21 protein-coding genes are annotated in these 16,407 nt (G+C 63.0%); 10 read left to right on the plus strand and 11 right to left on the minus strand.

Annotation, left to right across the window (positions count from 1 at the left end; all coding sequences use genetic code 11):
• Positions 1–46: 46 nt before the first annotated feature.
• The 4 genes from resB to AC3WQS_RS29180 are packed head-to-tail and all read right to left on the minus strand — an operon-like array spanning position 47 to position 3,760.
• Positions 47–1,627, minus strand: coding sequence for a cytochrome c biogenesis protein ResB (gene resB, locus AC3WQS_RS29165; protein ID WP_134771762.1), 1,581 nt, complete (start codon positions 1,625–1,627; stop codon positions 47–49).
• Positions 1,628–1,674: 47 nt separating this feature from the next.
• Positions 1,675–2,481: a cytochrome c biogenesis CcdA family protein gene (locus AC3WQS_RS29170; RefSeq protein ID WP_208722137.1), complete on the minus strand. Its 807-nt coding sequence runs from the start codon at positions 2,479–2,481 to the stop codon at positions 1,675–1,677.
• On the minus strand, positions 2,478–3,122 hold the full coding sequence (locus tag AC3WQS_RS29175) for a TlpA disulfide reductase family protein (RefSeq protein ID WP_021334377.1): 645 nt from the start codon (positions 3,120–3,122) through the stop codon (positions 2,478–2,480). The genes AC3WQS_RS29170 and AC3WQS_RS29175 overlap by 4 nt, the downstream gene beginning before the upstream one ends.
• Positions 3,119–3,760: a TlpA family protein disulfide reductase gene (locus tag AC3WQS_RS29180; protein ID WP_021334376.1), complete on the minus strand. Its 642-nt coding sequence runs from the start codon at positions 3,758–3,760 to the stop codon at positions 3,119–3,121. Before AC3WQS_RS29180 ends, AC3WQS_RS29175 begins: the two co-directional genes overlap by 4 nt.
• A 129-nt stretch (positions 3,761–3,889) precedes the next feature.
• Between AC3WQS_RS29180 and AC3WQS_RS29185 the strand changes: the two genes are divergently transcribed.
• Positions 3,890–4,255, plus strand: coding sequence for a DUF4229 domain-containing protein (locus AC3WQS_RS29185; protein ID WP_021334375.1), 366 nt, complete (start codon positions 3,890–3,892; stop codon positions 4,253–4,255).
• A gap of 187 nt (positions 4,256–4,442) precedes the next feature.
• Here the strand turns inward: AC3WQS_RS29185 and AC3WQS_RS29190 are convergent, their stop codons facing one another.
• From AC3WQS_RS29190 to AC3WQS_RS29210, 5 genes are all read right to left on the minus strand, one after another.
• Positions 4,443–5,459 (minus strand): arsenic resistance protein, encoded by a 1,017-nt coding sequence (locus AC3WQS_RS29190; protein WP_051253193.1) that lies wholly within the window; start codon positions 5,457–5,459, stop codon positions 4,443–4,445.
• Between the two features lie 374 nt (positions 5,460–5,833).
• Positions 5,834–6,181 (minus strand): DUF3703 domain-containing protein, encoded by a 348-nt coding sequence (locus AC3WQS_RS29195; protein ID WP_021334372.1) that lies wholly within the window; start codon positions 6,179–6,181, stop codon positions 5,834–5,836.
• Positions 6,181–6,693, minus strand: coding sequence for a signal peptidase II (gene lspA / locus AC3WQS_RS29200; protein ID WP_021334371.1), 513 nt, complete (start codon positions 6,691–6,693; stop codon positions 6,181–6,183). The genes AC3WQS_RS29195 and lspA overlap by 1 nt, the downstream gene beginning before the upstream one ends.
• Positions 6,690–8,648: a heavy metal translocating P-type ATPase gene (locus tag AC3WQS_RS29205; protein WP_021334370.1), complete on the minus strand. Its 1,959-nt coding sequence runs from the start codon at positions 8,646–8,648 to the stop codon at positions 6,690–6,692. The genes lspA and AC3WQS_RS29205 overlap by 4 nt, the downstream gene beginning before the upstream one ends.
• The gene (locus AC3WQS_RS29210) at positions 8,641–9,021 is read right to left on the minus strand and encodes an ArsR/SmtB family transcription factor (RefSeq protein ID WP_021334369.1); all 381 of its coding nucleotides are present in this window, start codon (positions 9,019–9,021) and stop codon (positions 8,641–8,643) included. The genes AC3WQS_RS29205 and AC3WQS_RS29210 overlap by 8 nt, the downstream gene beginning before the upstream one ends.
• A gap of 306 nt (positions 9,022–9,327) precedes the next feature.
• On the opposite strand from AC3WQS_RS29210, the gene AC3WQS_RS29215 reads away from it, so the two are divergent.
• A complete protein-coding gene (locus tag AC3WQS_RS29215) occupies positions 9,328–9,786 on the plus strand; it encodes a heavy metal-responsive transcriptional regulator (protein ID WP_021334368.1) in 459 nt (152 codons plus the stop codon).
• 95 nt (positions 9,787–9,881) lie between these two features.
• Here AC3WQS_RS29215 and AC3WQS_RS29220 read toward each other — a convergent pair whose 3' ends face one another.
• Together AC3WQS_RS29220 and AC3WQS_RS29225 are read right to left on the minus strand one after the other, a co-directional pair.
• Entirely contained in the window at positions 9,882–10,220 is a 339-nt protein-coding gene (locus AC3WQS_RS29220; RefSeq protein ID WP_031332098.1) for a hypothetical protein, read from the minus strand.
• Entirely contained in the window at positions 10,217–10,627 is a 411-nt protein-coding gene (locus AC3WQS_RS29225; protein ID WP_021334365.1) for a MerR family transcriptional regulator, read from the minus strand. Before AC3WQS_RS29225 ends, AC3WQS_RS29220 begins: the two co-directional genes overlap by 4 nt.
• A 111-nt stretch (positions 10,628–10,738) precedes the next feature.
• Between AC3WQS_RS29225 and AC3WQS_RS29230 the strand changes: the two genes are divergently transcribed.
• From AC3WQS_RS29230 to arsD, 8 genes are read left to right on the plus strand one after another with little or no spacing between them, the layout of a single operon-like run.
• Complete coding sequence (locus AC3WQS_RS29230; protein ID WP_021334364.1) at positions 10,739–11,125, plus strand: ArsR/SmtB family transcription factor; 387 nt, start codon at positions 10,739–10,741, stop codon at positions 11,123–11,125.
• Positions 11,122–12,219 (plus strand): ACR3 family arsenite efflux transporter, encoded by a 1,098-nt coding sequence (arsB, locus tag AC3WQS_RS29235; protein WP_210378500.1) that lies wholly within the window; start codon positions 11,122–11,124, stop codon positions 12,217–12,219. Before AC3WQS_RS29230 ends, arsB begins: the two co-directional genes overlap by 4 nt.
• 24 nt (positions 12,220–12,243) lie before the next feature.
• Positions 12,244–12,900, plus strand: a complete 657-nt coding sequence (locus AC3WQS_RS29240) for an arsenate reductase ArsC (RefSeq protein WP_021334472.1) — start codon at positions 12,244–12,246, stop codon at positions 12,898–12,900.
• A gap of 41 nt (positions 12,901–12,941) precedes the next feature.
• The gene (locus AC3WQS_RS29245; RefSeq protein ID WP_021334473.1) at positions 12,942–13,358 is read left to right on the plus strand and encodes an arsenate reductase ArsC; all 417 of its coding nucleotides are present in this window, start codon (positions 12,942–12,944) and stop codon (positions 13,356–13,358) included.
• A gap of 41 nt (positions 13,359–13,399) precedes the next feature.
• Positions 13,400–14,386, plus strand: coding sequence for a thioredoxin-disulfide reductase (gene trxB, locus AC3WQS_RS29250; RefSeq protein WP_492713270.1), 987 nt, complete (start codon positions 13,400–13,402; stop codon positions 14,384–14,386).
• 27 nt (positions 14,387–14,413) lie between these two features.
• Complete coding sequence (locus AC3WQS_RS29255) at positions 14,414–14,821, plus strand: arsenate-mycothiol transferase ArsC (protein ID WP_021334475.1); 408 nt, start codon at positions 14,414–14,416, stop codon at positions 14,819–14,821.
• A gap of 53 nt (positions 14,822–14,874) precedes the next feature.
• Positions 14,875–15,957 (plus strand): ArsO family NAD(P)H-dependent flavin-containing monooxygenase, encoded by a 1,083-nt coding sequence (locus tag AC3WQS_RS29260; RefSeq protein WP_031332165.1) that lies wholly within the window; start codon positions 14,875–14,877, stop codon positions 15,955–15,957.
• A 31-nt stretch (positions 15,958–15,988) separates the two neighbouring features.
• Positions 15,989–16,396 carry an arsenite efflux transporter metallochaperone ArsD gene (gene arsD, locus AC3WQS_RS29265; RefSeq protein ID WP_020971544.1) on the plus strand — a complete coding sequence of 136 codons (408 nt, stop codon included), beginning with the start codon at positions 15,989–15,991 and terminating at the stop codon, positions 16,394–16,396.
• Positions 16,397–16,407: the final 11 nt, after the last annotated feature.

Consider the following 16,407-nt stretch of genomic DNA (forward strand, 5'->3'; position numbering starts at 1 on the left):
TCGAGTTCACCGTCGGCAGTGATTGCACGGTCGACCGAAAGGACCCTCACAGGCCCGCTCTCGTAGAAGGAGAACTGTGCTGGTCCGCCAACAATTTCTCACAGAGATCGTCGAATTCGCCGCCCCATCCGGCGTGGTCGGTCCGCGCCAGTCCACCGAGTTCGAGATCAACCTGCTCCGGTCCCGTCCCCGGGCGTAGGCGGATCCACACCCGCCGCCTCCTGATCACGAGCGAGATCAACAGTCCGAGCATCATCGTGATCGCAAAGACGAGAACCCACTGTTGCACAGGGTCGTACGACACCTGCAGATTGGCGAATTCCTTGGCCCCGTCGAACCGAACCTGTGTTCCATCGGTGAGAGTCCGCGTCTCTCCCGGGCGAAGGTTCACACGATCTTGTTTGACCAGCCTTCCTTGGTTGATCATTTCCTTGTTCAACGTGAAGATCGATTGCGGGATGCCGGTATCCAGACCCGTATCGCCCTTGTAGATGTCGATCGCGACCGCAGGGTCACGCGCGTCGGGAAACGACGAAGTCAGGAGCGTCCCGCTGAAGGCCGCGGTCGGTGCGAAGAGTCCCTCGATGGCGATCTGATTCTTCCGGCGCTCGTTCGGATCGGGGAACGAACCGCCGGGTGGATCGAACCGCAACGCCCCACTGCTCAGGAACGTCACCGCGTCGTCCGGTTGAAACTGCATTGTCTCGGTACGGGATTGTCCATCGGGGAATGTGACCGTGAACTGCGGCGCGTACCCGTGGCCGGTCAGATAGACGCGGGCGCCATCGGTACGCAACGGTTCGTTGACCCGAAGGCGATAGTCCTTCCATGTATTGGTCGCGATGTCCTGCCCGCTCTGGTACGAGATGTTCGAGGTGAACATTTCGGCCTGACCGGTATCGAGATAGTCCGCGGAGAAGTCGTTGACCTTGATGCAGAACGGTGCGAGACCCGTGCCGTCAGTTGCACTTCCAGCCCGAAACGAGTCGTACACGGCGGGTGACGTGTTGCAGAATCCAGGGCCGCCGTCGGCAATGACGATCACCGAACCCTCATATCCCACCAACTTGCCGATGGCGACGGTGACGAGCAATCCGATCAGCGAGAAGTGGAACACCAGATTCCCTGCCTCTCGCAGATACCCCTTCTCCGCGGAAACCGTTACCTCGGAATCTTTTTCGGACCTGATCGCTACCCGCCAGCCCTTGAGCGACTGCCGCACTCTGGTGAGGGCCTCGTCATGCGAGATATCTAGAACGCCGCGAAAATGGTGAGGCAACCTGGACAGATTCCGAGGCGCTCGCACAGGTTGGCTCCGAAGCGCGCCGAGATGCGCCTGCAAGCGTGGAACCAGACAGCCGATGAGAGAGAGAAACAGGAGGACATAGATCGCAGTGAACCAGAAGCTGGAAAAGACGTCGAACAACTCCAGCTTGTCGAACAACGGGCCAAGGGTTGGTTGGGCCGCGATGTACTGGGACACTTTTTGTACGTTGAGATTTCGTTGAGGCAACATAGCGCCTGGAAGTGCTGCGAGTGCCAAGAGGAACAGGAGCACGAGCGCGGTACTCATCGATGTCAACCTGCGCCAATTCTGGCGCAGTAGCCGAATGCTTTCTCGGATCATCAGTCTTGGGAGGCGACGGATGAGAGCTCCTGCGGTGGCGTTATCGGTCATATCGGCAACACGACCGAACTGACGAATTCGTTGCGCAACCAGCCGATGAACATGCTCCAGACGCCGGTGACCAGGGCCAGGCCGACAACGACGAGCATTATTCCGCCGATGATCTGAATCGTCCGTGAATGGCGTTTGAGCCATCCGACACCGCGGAGCGCTTTTGCGGACCCGAATGCCAGCACGATAAACGGCAGTCCCAATCCCAGACAGTAGGCGACGATCAGTATCACCCCACGCGCTGCTGTCGTGCCTTGAGTTCCGGCCGCAACCGAAATAACCCCGGCGAGAGTGGGCCCGAGACACGGTGTCCAACCCAACGCGAACACACCCCCCAACAAGGGTGCGCCGGCAAGGGAGGAGATGCGCCGTGGGGCGAACCGTGCGTCTTTCTGCAGGGCAGGAATGAAGCCGATGAACGTCAACCCCATCACGATGGTGATCACACCACCCACGCGTTGGAGCAGCTCTTCGTTGATGCGCAGGGTGCCGATCACCCCGAATACCGACGCCGTGGCGAGAACGAACACCACCGTGAATCCCGCAACGAACATCGTGGCGGCCCCTGTCACCCGCCATCTGCCCGCGGGTTGTGCATTCTCGTCGCCGGGGGTCACCGACGGAGAATCAGCTCCGGAAATGCCGGCCAGATACGACAGGTATCCGGGAACCAGTGGCACCACGCACGGCGATGCGAAAGACACCAGACCGGCCAGAATGCACGCTGCCACGGCGAGCAGCAACGGACCGCTCGAGGCGGCGGTCTGGAAGCTGGACCCGACGCCTTGGGCGAGTTCGTTCACTGTTCGGCCGCCACACGCTCGATGACAGGTTGCAGATCCTCGGTGAGAAGTGCGCGAAGGAATACGGCGGCGACGCGCTGCTGTCGATCCAACACCAGCGTGGAGGGAATCACGCTTGTCGGGTAGTTTCCGCCGAGTGCTGTCAATGTTCTCATCGACGGGTCGTAGATCGAGGGGTAGCTCACGTTGTTGTCGACGACGAAGTCCTGGGCCTTGTCACGTTGAGGATCTCGAACATTGATCCCGAGAAACTGAACACCGAGACCTTTGGTCGCTTCGTACGCGCGCTCGAGATCATCGGCCTCGGACCGGCACGGGGCGCACCATTGCCCCCACAGATTGATCACGACGACCTGACCTGCGTAATCAGCCAGTGAAATATCGCTACCGTCGGTCATGAGGTCAGGTCCGGCCAATACGCCGATCGTGTTTCTCGACTCGGGTGGGTCGTACAAAATATCGGTTTGCCCTCCCGGTGAGACGAAATCGAAATTCGCACCCGAAGCGACTGCGTCGGTGCCGGTCGCGCACCCGCTCGCGGCGACGACGATCGCGGTGAGAATAGCGACGAGTGAGAGGGCGCGGGTGGGTGTTCCGAGTGCGCGTTGTCTCGGTTTTCGAGGGAGCGTGGGGGCGGTCATTTCATCAACTCACTTACAGCGGAGCGTATTTGGTCAGTGTTCTCGAAAACCATGGGGGTTGTAACCTGGTCGACGGACCCGTCACGTTGGACGAGGAAGCTCAGCGGCAGAACTGGCGGCGCCGACAGCGCAACTCCGATGTCGTCGACGGCGGCGAACGAGGGATAGCGCACGCCTGTGTCCGTGAGAAGTGCTAGTGCTGTTGACATGTCGTCCTGGACGTTGATTCCGACTACGCGGATGGCGCCCGGAGTACCTGCATAGTCATTCAGTACCGGGATTTCCGATCGGCACGGCCCACACCACGAGGCCCAGAGGTTGATCAAGGTAGGTTCCCCCGACAACGCTGCACCGAGGTCGACTTCGGTGCTCTCGCCGAGGCACTTCGCTTTGATTCCCAGGAGTTCTCCGTTTACGGGCGGTGGTGCCGGGGCCACTGGACAGGAAACGTCCGCTGCCGCGGGCGACGAGGAAAGCACCGAGCCGGGAGCTTCTTCTTCGCCTTGTGATGCGGCCGGGGGCACTTGCGGCCGGGTCGAGGTGTGGGCCTCGGTCGAGGTGGATCGAGGCCAGATCGCCACGACAAGGAGGGCGATCACGACCAGGAAGAACAGGAGCCATCGCGAACGTGCCTGCATGCACTTCCTCCAAGCGTGGTGCGATGAACCGGAAACAACACTGAACTACTATTGTGCATAGTAGTTATGTGGTTCGTCTGTCGCCCCCCGCCAAACAGAGGCGGGATCCGAACCCGAGAATCGAGCATCGTGAAACGCCAGTCCGCTCCGAAGGGCCGCCCCAACTCACCAGTCAGGCCAGAAATTGCGGAAGTGGATGCCCATCAAACGCAGCAGACACGCCTGGCGCGAATCAACCGTGTGGCACGTTCAAAGCTCGTGCGCCTGATGCTGTACTACACCGCGGCTCGGCTCGCCCTGATCGCCGGTCTCGCAGTGATCATCATGGGAATCAACGCCATATTCGATCTTGAAATCCCCGGCGTCTTGGCACTGTTCGGGGCCCTGCTGCTCGGATTCGCGATCTCCGCGATCATATTCCGGTCGTTACGGCGCCGGATCAATGAAGAAGTGATGGTCGTAGATGAGAAACGTCGCGCAATGCGTACTCAGTGAGGAGTCGCCCTGCGGCCCGACACGCATAGAAGCGCCCAGTCGCCGAACGTACCTCGCAATTCACAAAATCGTGCCCGCACGGTCCCTTTTCGGTACGTGACCGCTCAAAGATCTATTTCTGGATGGCGCCGGTGGGAGGGTCGAGCGTTTTCATGGCATCGAGTGATGAAGATGTCAGGTGGCGGGCTCAGATTCGCAAGTCAGTGGAATTCGTTGTGGCATCAAATTTCGACATCGGTACGAGCCGAGGGATCAGGCGGACGTAGATCACCATGCCGACGAGCTCGACGAGAGTCTGGGTCACCACGACCACGGCAGCCAGTGACAACGCGGGCGGAAGCGCCAGCGCGAGCGGCAGAACGACGAGGGAATTACGGGTGGCACCGGAAAATATCAACGCCCTCGTCGCGGCCGGTTTCACGCGTGCTGCCTTGCCGACACCTTGACCGACGAATGCCATGACCACCAGGAACACGGCGAAAATCGGAACCACTACGATCAGCGAACTCAGTTGTGTGCGGACAGATTCGATCTGGGAGGCAACAACCACTGCCAGGGTCGCCATCATCACCGGAACCATGATCGAGGCCATCACCTCCATCACGATGCGACCAGCCCCATGCCGTCGAGCAACGCCCTGCGTGAGGGCCGCGAGAACAAGCGGCACCACGATCAGAAGTAGGAAAGCCTCCACGAACGGAGCGACGTCGATGACATCGACAAGTTCGGATCCGACGAACAACCACAAGTAGACCGGAAGAAGCGCCATCTGCAGCAACATGAGCAGCGGCGCGGCAGCGAGGAGACGTTCGGACGCTGCGCCGGCCAACCCGCTGAAGACGATGACGTAGTCGATGCACGGCGCCAACAGCACCAACAGCACGCCGAGTAATACCGCTTGATCGTCGGCGACGAAACGCGAGAGAGCGAACACGACGATCGGAACCAGAACGAAGTTCACACCGAGCAGTGCAGTGAGGAATCGGCCGTCCTTCAACGACGTCCGGATCGAGGAGAACGGTACCGCGAGGAAGGTGGCGTAGAGCAGGACGATCAGAACGGGGTTGATCGCGTGTTCGAAACCCGGAGCGGTGTCGGGCGCAAGGATCCCCACAAGGCCACCGATCAGCAGGGCCAAGAGATAGAGCGGGATTTGATGACGTTCGAGGGCCTCGACCAGGCGAGTAACACGTGGAGCAGTCATGAGTGGCAGCGGTGTCATTTCTGGTCGGATTCGGCAGGAACAACGAGATGAGTACGTCATCGGCCCGACGTAGGGCTCGACGGTAGAAGCGTGCGAGGGAGTCATCTCCTGGTGATGATCGTTCGGAGCACGAACCGGAAAACGGCGGCGCTGCCAATTTCGACCACCTCACCGGCAACGATATCGGTCAAGAGACTTCTGACCGTGACACCGAGGACTGTTGCGGCAGCGATTGCCGGTGCGACATCAGGGGGTGCCGGACGAGAACTGGTGATCGCATAACCCTTCCGCGGCGAGTCGACGACGTACTGGGGAGAGCATGACACGGTGCTAGTGCACGTTGGACCGCCTCCGACAACAACACCCGTGGCGGTTCAGGCGCTGCGAGAGATGGTTTCGGCGAGATCGTCAGGTATCGGCATCGGTGTCATCAGACCGACACGAGTGCGTCCGGTGTTGCCCTCCGGATAGCGTCCCAGGGCTGACCCCGGTGCGGCGACGATGATGCGAAGAATCTGTCCGAGTGCCTCGCGGCGATCACGCTGACGAAGGGCGAGGAGGAGCATGGCGAGGTGGTTGTGGGTGTGAGGCCACGGATAGGGCTGGGAGATGACATGTGCGCGTTCGAGGTGATGCCAACGCCTGATGTCATCGCCGGTGCGGCCAGCTGCGGCCATCTCCGCGGTGTAGGTACGGCGCAACTGTGCGGGCATTCGTTTCATCAGATGTGTTCCCTGCTAGTGGATTCGAGGAGCAGCCCGCCGATGACGAGGACAACGCCGCCGGTGATGTAGGTGTCAGCGAGGTTGAACGTGGGCCACCATCCGGTATGGAAGTAGTCGGTGACTTTGCCGTCGAGAAAGCGGTCGACGACGTTGGCGGCGGCACCGGCCGTGATCGCGGCCAGCCCGATGGTCTGGAGTACGGGACGCTCAGATGCTGTGCGCCAGGCGAACACACCGATCGCGGCGGTGAGGGCAGCGGTGCCGGCGAGAACGACGACTGTGGGGAGCTGGTCACCGAGACTGAACGCGACACCGCTGTTGTAGGCCAATCGCAGTTGCAAGACCCCGAAATCGACTACCTGCCCACCGGACAGCGCGCCACGTGCCACCGGGTCGAGGAGCAGCGCGACCGCAGCCAAGGCACCTGCGAGTATGACGAGAACACCCCGGCCGCGACGCATTCCGACCACGGACACCGATGATGACCCGGAGCTGGCGGCAGATGTCATCGCCGTACTACCGTGGCCGGCTCGGACGCCCTGGTCGACTGCGGTACAGCAGCCAGACTTCGGGTACGCCCGGCGCGCACCCCGTTGGCGATGACGACGATCTCGGCGACCTCGTGGACGAGCACGACCGCAGCCAATCCGAGTACACCGAACAGAGCCAGAGGCATCAGAACGGTGATGATCGCCAAAGACAGGCCGACGTTCTGCAACATGATCGACCGCGATCGTCGCGCGTGCTGCAGAGCCTGAGGAAGATGCCGCAGGTCCTCGCCCATCAAAGCGACATCGGCGGTCTCGATGGCGACGTCGGTTCCCATCGCACCCATCGCGATACCCAGATCGGCGGTGGCCAGGGCGGGGGCATCGTTGACACCGTCCCCGACCATCGCCGTCGGTCGGCTCGCACGCAAGGTCTCCACAATGCGCGCCTTGTCCTCCGGGCGCAGATCGGCGTGCACGTCGTCGATGCCGACATCGGCGGCCAGAGCGCGGGCAGTGCGCTCGTTGTCGCCGGTGAGCATCGCGACGGTGTAGCCGCCGCGGCGTAGTTCGGTGACCACTTCGCGTGCTTCCGGGCGGAGTTCGTCGCGGACGGCGACCGCCCCGATCACGGTTCCGGCGCGTTCGATCAGGACCGCAGTGGCGCCGGCGTGCTGCATTCGTTCGATATCCCCGGTCAGTGGCCCCGGGTCGATCCAGCCTGGTCGACCGAGCCGGACGGGGATGCCGTCGATGTAGCCGGTCAGGCCTGCACCGATGACTGCGTCCGCGTCATCAGCGGGTGTGTAGTCCTCGACGGCGGCGAGAATCGCGCGAGCGAGCGGGTGCTCGCTGCGTGCCTCCAACGCTGCGGCCACCGCGAGAACGTCACCGCGGTTGGCGCCGTTCGCGGTCGCGACGTCGATCACGGCGGGTTGGTTGCGGGTGAGGGTGCCGGTCTTGTCCAATGCGATGGTGCGGATCCTGCCGAGCGCTTCGAGGGCTGCGCCGCCCTTGACCAGGACACCGAGCTTGGATGCTGCGCCGATTGCGGCGACGACCGTGACGGGTATCGCGATGGCCAGCGCGCACGGGGACGCGGCGACCAGTACCACCAGGGCTCGTTCGATCCACACCAGCGGATCACCGAGCACGCTGCCGACCGCGGCGATAACCGCGGCGACGATCATTACGCCCGGAACCAGCGGTTTGGCGATCTTGTCGGCGAGGCGTTGCGCCTCGCCCTTGCGGGACTGCTCAGCTTCGACGATCCGCACGATCTTCGCCAGCGAATTGTCCTGCGCCTCTGCGGTGACCTCGACTTCGAGGACGCCGGTGCCGTTGATCGACCCGGCGAATACCTCGTCGCCGGGACCGGCTTCGACGGGCACCGATTCTCCGGTGATCGCGGAGGTGTCCAGGGCGGTGCGGCCGGCGCGAATGACACCGTCGGTGGCGATCCGCTCCCCGGGCTTGACGATCATGGCCTCACCGAGCTCGAGGTCCGAGGGTGGGACGGTTTCCTCCCGGCCGTCGCGGAGCACTGTCGCGGTGTCCGGGACCAGGGACAGTAACGCGCGCAGGCCACGGCGGGTGCGGGTGACCGCGTACTCCTCGAGTCCCTCGCTGATCGCAAACAAGAATGCGAGCATGGCTGCTTCGCCGACCTCGCCGAGCAGTACCGCGCCGACGGCCGCGATCGTCATCAGGGTGCCGACCCCGATTTTGCCCTTGGCCAGGCGTGTGAGGGTGGACGGTACGAAGGTGTAGCCGGCAATGATCAGCGCGCCCGCTTCGAGGCCGATCCCGAGCGCATCAGGTCCGCCGGCCAGCCCGACTGTCAGGGCCGCGATCAGCAGCACGCCCGCAGCTGCAGCCGCCCGGATCTCGGTAACCTGCCACCACTTTTCGGGCCCGTGTTCTTCCTCGCCCTCGGCACGGGGTTCGTCGTGGCCGCAGCCGCACGCGTCACTCACGGCTATCTCCGATGTCGGTGCCGTAATTCGGGCACAGGGCAACCGCGTTCCCTGTCGCGGCAAGGAGCGTCTCCGCCGAGGCGAGTAGGTCCATCAATTCCGGCCGGGCCAGCGAGTAGAACACCTGCCGACCTTCCGGTCTGCCGTCGACCAAACCGCAATCACGTAGGCATGCGACATGTGCGGACACCGTCGACTGGGCGAGGCCGAGTTCGCCGATCAAATCCGCAACCCGTGCCTCTCCTTCGGCGAGACGGCGCACGATCGACAATCGGGTGCCGTCCGAGAGACTGTGGAACAGGGCCACTGCCGCATCCAAGCTGGACCCGCTGCCGGTTGCGGCGAGGCACCCCGACTCTTTATTTATCGTCATATAACGATGATAGCGATAGTTGGCGATTTAAAAAAGGTGCGGATGTGCAGGACTTGAAAGTGGATGTGGTACGCCAGCCGAACGGTGGTCGGCCGACGTACCTCACCAGGAATGGCGCAGTGGCATCTGTAGTTTGCGAGTTGCTCGCCACGGCATCACATGGGGGGACAACAAGGACCCATCGCTCGACACAGCCAGTCGCACAACATCTCCAGTGGATTCATCTTCATTCACCTCCTTCTGAGTTCGTCGCCAGCGCGGCGACGAACGGTCCGAGTCACCTGCGGTTCCCGAACGTCATCCATAATGGACATTCCAGTGCGATGGAAGGTCAAGGATCTCGTGAAAATTGGTGAACTGGCCGCTCGAAGTGGCGTTGCCCCTAAGACACTGCGTTTCTACGAGGACAGCGGGGTGATTCCCGTCCCGGTCCGAAAGTCCAACGGCTACCGGGACTACGGTCCGGAATCTCTTGCGCGTTTGCGGTTCGTCCGCAGCGCCCAGTCTGCAGGTCTCACCCTGCGAGAGATCCGCGACATCCTCACCACCCATGACCGCGGGGCGGCTCCTTGTGAACAGGTCGTGGAGATGCTCTCGGAGCATCTTTCCCAGGTGCGTGGCAAGATCCGCGAACTTACCGCCCTCGAAACAAACCTTGTTGCTCTGCTGAGTAGAGCGGAAGGTGAGATTCCGTCGGAAGCCGACGATGTCGGTGTGTGCTGGATCCTGGAATCCGAGTCTCAGGAAGGTGTTGCCGAATCGTGAAATTGATTGCGACCCCTTCCCGTTTCAGCAGGTTCGGCGCTCTGCAACGTGATGAGGTGCGCGAAGCGGTTGTCGTGGTGTTGTCGGTGTATTGATCAGTCCGGTACGGAAGTAGCGGCAGTGGGTGTATCCCGTTCGAATGCATTCCTCAGCGCAGTCACGGTAGGAGCGCCACTGACCGCACCCACGGCGTCGCGGTAGAGCCTGCAGGACACGCTTGGCATCTGATCCGGTTCGGCAAAGGGGTCGCGGCCGTCAACGAGCAACGTCGGAGATCCGGCCATACCGGCAAGTGCTGCTGATCGAGGATCTTCGATGATCACGTGGCGCAGTTCCCATTCGATCGGCACGCCTGAAAGAGCGTGCTCGATTCGTTGTTCGAGGAGCGGCACGTTAGGGCAGTCCGGGACTTGCAGAATTTCGAGATTCATCATGGTCGTCCTTTGTCGGTGTGCAGTGTCTGGAGCATGGGGCAGTGCCGGTCTGCTCGCGGTCGCGGTCGCGCGCAGGTGGACGCGAACTCGGCCAGCGAGGCCCGCATGCGTTGCAGATCTCGGATCTTTTCGTCGAACTCGGTGATCTTCGTCTGCGCCAGTCGCCGAGCTGTGTCGCAATCATCCGGTCCGCCGCCAGCGAGATGGAGAAGTTCGTTGATTTCGTCGAGGCTGAAGCCGTGTTCCTGGGCGCGTTTGACGAACCGGACAATTTCGACAGTTTCGTCCGGATATGAGCGGTATCCCGAGGCGGATCGCGGCGGGTGCTGCAGGAGTCCGCGCCGTTCGTAGTACCGCAATGTCTGTACGTTCACCCCGGCGCGGGTGGCCAGTTCACTGCTACGCATGTCGCCATTGTTAACCCTGTACCCGGCTACGGAGTCAAGTCGTCTCTCTCCTCGTCGGGAATTCATCTGAGGTTGGTTGCGTGTTATTTCGAAAACTGTCAATATCGAAGTATGTCGAATCAAGTTGTGGTGGAGACCGGCGCCTGCTGCTCCCCGCTCGTACGTGAACCGTTGACCGAAGACTGGGCCGGCGACCTGGCCCGCATGTTCAAAGCCCTCGGCGATCCGGTTCGCCTCCGCTTGCTCAGCTTGGTGGCAAGTCACGAGGGTGGTGAAGCCTGCGTCTGCGACATCTCCGACACCTTCGACCTGTCCCAGCCGACGATCTCGCATCACCTCAAGGTGCTGCGACAGGCCGGTTTACTCGACTGTGAACGACGCGGGACCTGGGTGTACTACTGGGTTATTCCGGCTGCGCTGCAACAGCTTTCCGCCGTTCTACTGGTTGAAGGTACGAGCGTGAGTGTCGCGGACGCGTGCGCAGAGGTCAGCGCATGAGCAACACCGCTGCCACCACCGAACACCCCGCAGTCGTCGGAAAACTCTCCACCCTCGACCGCTATCTGGCGGTCTGGATCGGCGTCGCCATGGTCGTCGGCCTGCTGGTCGGGCGCTGGATCCCCGGTGTGAACACTGCCCTGGACAAGGTGCAGATCGACGGCATCTCCCTGCCGATCGCCCTCGGACTGCTGATCATGATGTACCCGGTGTTGGCGAAAGTTCGCTACGACCGCCTCGACACAGTCACCGGGGACAAGAAACTCCTCGCCGGCTCCCTGTTCCTGAACTGGGTTCTCGGCCCAGCGCTGATGTTCGCCCTCGCCTGGCTGTTTCTGCCTGACCTGCCGGAATACCGAACCGGTTTGATCATCGTCGGTCTCGCTCGCTGCATCGCGATGGTGATCATCTGGAACGACCTGGCCTGCGGAGACCGCGAAGCCGCCGCGGTGCTGGTCGCCATCAACTCGGTGTTCCAGGTGATCATGTTCGCCGTGCTCGGTTGGTTCTACCTCTCGGTCCTGCCCGGGTGGCTCGGCCTCGAACAGACCACCATCGACACCTCGCCCTGGCAGATCGCGAAATCGGTCCTGATCTTCCTCGGAATCCCATTGCTGGCAGGTTTTCTGTCCCGCTTCTTCGGCGAACGCGCCAAAGGCCGCGACTGGTACGACAACAAATTCATCCCCAAGATCAGCCCCTGGGCGCTCTACGGTCTGCTGTTCACCATCGTCGTGCTCTTCTCGATGCAGGGCGAACAGATCACCTCACAGCCCTGGGACGTCGTCCGCATCGCGCTGCCGCTGCTGGTGTACTTCGCGCTCATGTGGGGCGGCGGCTACATCCTCGGCGCCGCAATCGGATTGGGATACGAACGCACCACCACCCTCGCCTTCACCGCAGCCGGCAACAACTTCGAACTCGCGATCGCCGTCGCCATCGCCACCTATGGCGCCACCTCCGGTCAAGCGTTGGCGGGAGTGGTCGGCCCGCTGATCGAGGTGCCGGTGCTGGTGGGCTTGGTCTACGTCTCCCTCGCTCTGCGTAAACGCTTTGCCGTCAAAGAGGTTTCACCCGCACCTACCGGCACGTAAGTCACCTACAACTCTTCGGGAGTCATGATGAACGAGCACCGCGCCCAGCCCGATCTCCTCTCACCGCAGGCCGTTCTCTCGCGCACCGCGCAAGACCTGGCAGCGAAGTATGTCGGAGTCTTCTCCCCGCAAACCGTCGAACGCTATGTCTTCGAGTCCTATACGGCGCTGCGCCGCACCGCGAAGATCCACACTCATCTCACCTCGCTCGCGGCGCGGTTCGCTGCCGACCGCCTCACCGCTTTGGCTCAGTCCAGCGGAGCACTCGCCAAGGACGTGCCCGAAGTTCTGTTCGTGTGCGTCCATAACGCCGGCCGGTCGCAGATGGCGGCGGCACTGCTCGATCACCACGCCCGCGGCCGCGTTCATGTGCGCTCGGCTGGATCCGCGCCGGTCCACGAGATCAACCCCGCCGTCATCACGGCGATGGCCGAGATCGGGATCGACCTGGCCGACGAGTTCCCGAAACCGCTCACCGATGACGTGGTCGCCGCAGCGGACTGCGTCGTCTCGATGGGCTGCGGCGACGCGTGCGTCGTCTACCCCGGGAAGCGGTACCTCGACTGGGCTCTCGACGACCCGGACGGGCAGCCCCTCGAGGTGGTGCGGGCAATCCGCGACGACCTCGATGCCCGGGTGATCGCACTGCTCACCGAGCTGACCTCACCCGTCGCCGTCTGACCGACCTCTTACTTCCGTCTTCGAAGGGAACCTCCATCCTCATGTCCGACAAGCCCAGCGTCCTGTTCGTCTGTGTCCACAACGCCGGCCGATCGCAGATGGCCGCCGGATTCCTGAGCCACCTCGCCGGCGATGCCATCGAGGTCCGCTCCGCCGGATCCGCCCCCGCGGAGACCATCAACTCCGCCGCGGTTGAGGCGATGGCAGAGCTCGGAATCGACATCTCCGCCCAGACCCCGAAGATCCTCACCACCGACGCCGTGCAGGATTCGGATGTCGTGATCACGATGGGCTGCGGTGACACCTGCCCGATCTTCCCCGGCAAGAGTTACCGCGACTGGGTCCTCGAGGATCCGGCCGGTCAGGGCATCGATGCGGTTCGCCCGATCCGCGACGAGATCAAAACCCGCGTACAGGACCTGATCACCGAACTCACCGCCCCGTCGGTATCGCGCTGACCGCCCACGCTTTCCACATTTCCCCTGTGAAAGAAGCTTCCATGACCACTCCGTCAAGGGTCCATGACGTCATCATTGTCGGTTCCGGACCGGCCGGCTACACCGCTGGTGTCTACACCGCGCGCGCTGAGCTCGCGCCCCTGCTCTTCGAGGGAACGCAGTTCGGTGGCGCCCTCATGACCACCACCGAGGTCGAGAACTTCCCCGGATTCCGCGAGGGAATCATGGGACCGGACCTGATGGAACAGATGCGTGAGCAGGCTCTGCGCTTCGACACCGACATCCGCACCGAGGACGTCGAGGAGATCGACCTGAGCGGCCCGATCAAGACGGTCGTCGCGAACGGCGAAACCTACGCCGCGCACGCGATCATCCTCGCGATGGGCGCCGCAGCGCGTTACCTGGGGATTCCCGGTGAAGAGCGTCTCCTCGGCCGTGGCGTCAGCGCCTGCGCCACCTGCGACGGCTTCTTCTTCCGTGACCAGGACATCGTCGTGGTCGGCGGCGGCGACTCCGCGATGGAAGAAGCAACCTTCCTCACCCGCTTCGCTCGCTCGGTCACCCTGGTGCACCGCCGCGAGGAGTTCCGCGCCTCACGGATCATGCTCGAGCGCGCCAAGGCCAACGAGAAGATCCGCTTCCTGACCAACGCCGAGCCCGTCGAGGTGCTCGGTGAGAACAGCGTCACCGGCCTCGTCGTGCGCGACACCGTCACCGGCGAGACCTCCACACTCGAGATCACCGGCATGTTCGTCGCCATCGGCCACGACCCGCGCAGTGAACTCGTCAAGGGCCAGGTCGATCTCGACGACGCCGGATACGTGCGGGTCGCTCCCGGTTCTACCGCGACCTCCGTCGACGGCGTCTTCGCTGCCGGTGACCTGGTCGATCACACGTACCGTCAGGCGATCACCGCTGCCGGCACCGGATGCTCCGCAGCAATCGACGCCGAACGCTGGCTGGCCGACCGCGGCGACATCACCGCCAACACGCTCGACGCAGCCGGCCACATGGTCGACGCCGTCTGACTCCCACACCCAGCGAAAGGAACTTCGATGAGCAAGCCTTCAGTGCTGTTCGTGTGCGTCAAGAACGGCGGCAAATCCCAGATGGCCGCCGGCCTCATGCGCAAAGCCGCCGGTGACCAGGTGGACGTGTACTCGGCCGGCACGAAACCAGGCTCGGCGGTCAACGCCCTGTCTGCCGAAACCCTCCTCGAGGTCGGGGTGGACATCTCCGGACAGACCCCGACACTGATCGATCCGCAACTGGTGCGCGATGTCGACCTCGTCGTCACCCTGGGCAGCGAAGCGAAGGTCGATCCCGTCGCAGGTACCGATTTCGAGAACTGGGACACCGACGAGCCGTCCGAACGCGGCATCGACGGAATCGAACGAATGCGGCTGGTCCGCGACGACATCGCCGCCTGCGTCGACGCCCTGGCCGGGCGTCTGACCACGTAATCGACGTATCACCCCGGTTGTCAGCAGTAGATCTGGATGAGGAAAGGACACTCGTGCACTCGCAAGGGACACCGATCACGGTCGACGTTGTCGTGATCGGTGGCGGTCAAGCCGGAATGGCCGCCGGGTACTACCTGCGCCGCTCCGGCCGCGACTTCGTGATCCTCGACGCCGAAACAGCGCCCGGTGGATCCTGGCAGCACTACTGGGACTCACTGCACCTGTTCTCACCAGCCGAATACTCCTCGCTGCCCGGCTGGCCGATGCCGGGCTGGAGTCCCGGTTTCCCGCCCGCTTCGCATGTCGTGGATTACCTCACCGCCTACGAGACCCGATACGACCTACCGGTCCGCCGCCCGGTTCGTGTCACGTCCGTGACCCGTTCCGGTGACGGGTATCTCGTCGAATCCGATCACAGCAGCTGGTTCGCGCGGGCTGTCGTCAACACCACCGGGACTTGGCGGCAACCGTTCTGGCCGATCTACCCCGGTATCCGCGAGTTCACCGGCACCCAAATCCATACCACCAGCTACCGTTCGCCGACCCCGTTCGCCGGTAGCAAGGTCGCCGTGGTCGGCGGCGGAAACTCTGCTGCGCAGATCGTCGCCGAAGTCTCCACCGTCGCCGAGACACTCTGGCTGACGAGCCGGGAACCGCGGTTCCTGCCCGACGACGTCGACGGCCGGATCCTGTTCGACGTCGCCCGTGAACATGCCCGTGAAATTGCTTCAGGTGAAACCGATTCCGGGGGCATCGCCGGACTCGGCGACATCGTGATGGTGCCCCCTGTCAAAGCCGCCCGCGAGCGCGGCGTGATGGTGGCGCACCCCATGTTCGACCGCCTCACCGCCACCGGACTGGTCTTCGGCGATCACGTCGAACCGGTGGACGCCATTATCTGGTGCACCGGATTCCGCCCCGCACTACGGCACCTTCAGCCCCTTGGACTCCGAGACGGTGACACCGGACGCATCGAACTCGACGGAGAGCACGTCGCTGATGAACCTGGACTGATTTTCCTCGGATACGGCGACTGGACCGGTCCCGCATCGGCCACCCTGATCGGAGTCGGCCGCACCGCACGCGACGCCATCACCGCACTCGACGACGACCTGTTCACAGTCCCGGCCATCTGAGCAACATCCGAAACAAAACAGAGGACACATCATGAGCACCATCGAAGTATTCGAACCGGCCCTGTGCTGCAACACCGGCGTCTGCGGCGACGACGTCGACCAAGCGCTGATCACCTTCACCGCCGACCTCGACTGGGTCGCGAGCAACGGCGGCACCATCACCCGCCACAACCTCGCCAACGACCCCCTTGCCTTCGCCGGAAACGACACGGTGGCAGCGTTTCTCAAAATCTCAGGCTCTGAAGGACTCCCGCTGGCGATCGTCGACGGAGTCACCGCCCTGACCGGCACATATCCCACCCGCAACCAGCTCGCGAAATGGGCCGGCATCACCGAACCGGGAGCCGCGGACGCGCCGGCCGGGATCACGATGCTCGGACTCGCCGACGGCTCAGCATGCTGCTCCACCGACGCCGCCGACTCCACCACCTGCTGCTGAAAGCGCCGACA

The sequence above is a fragment of the Rhodococcus sp. FW305-130 genome, from assembly GCF_058788335.1.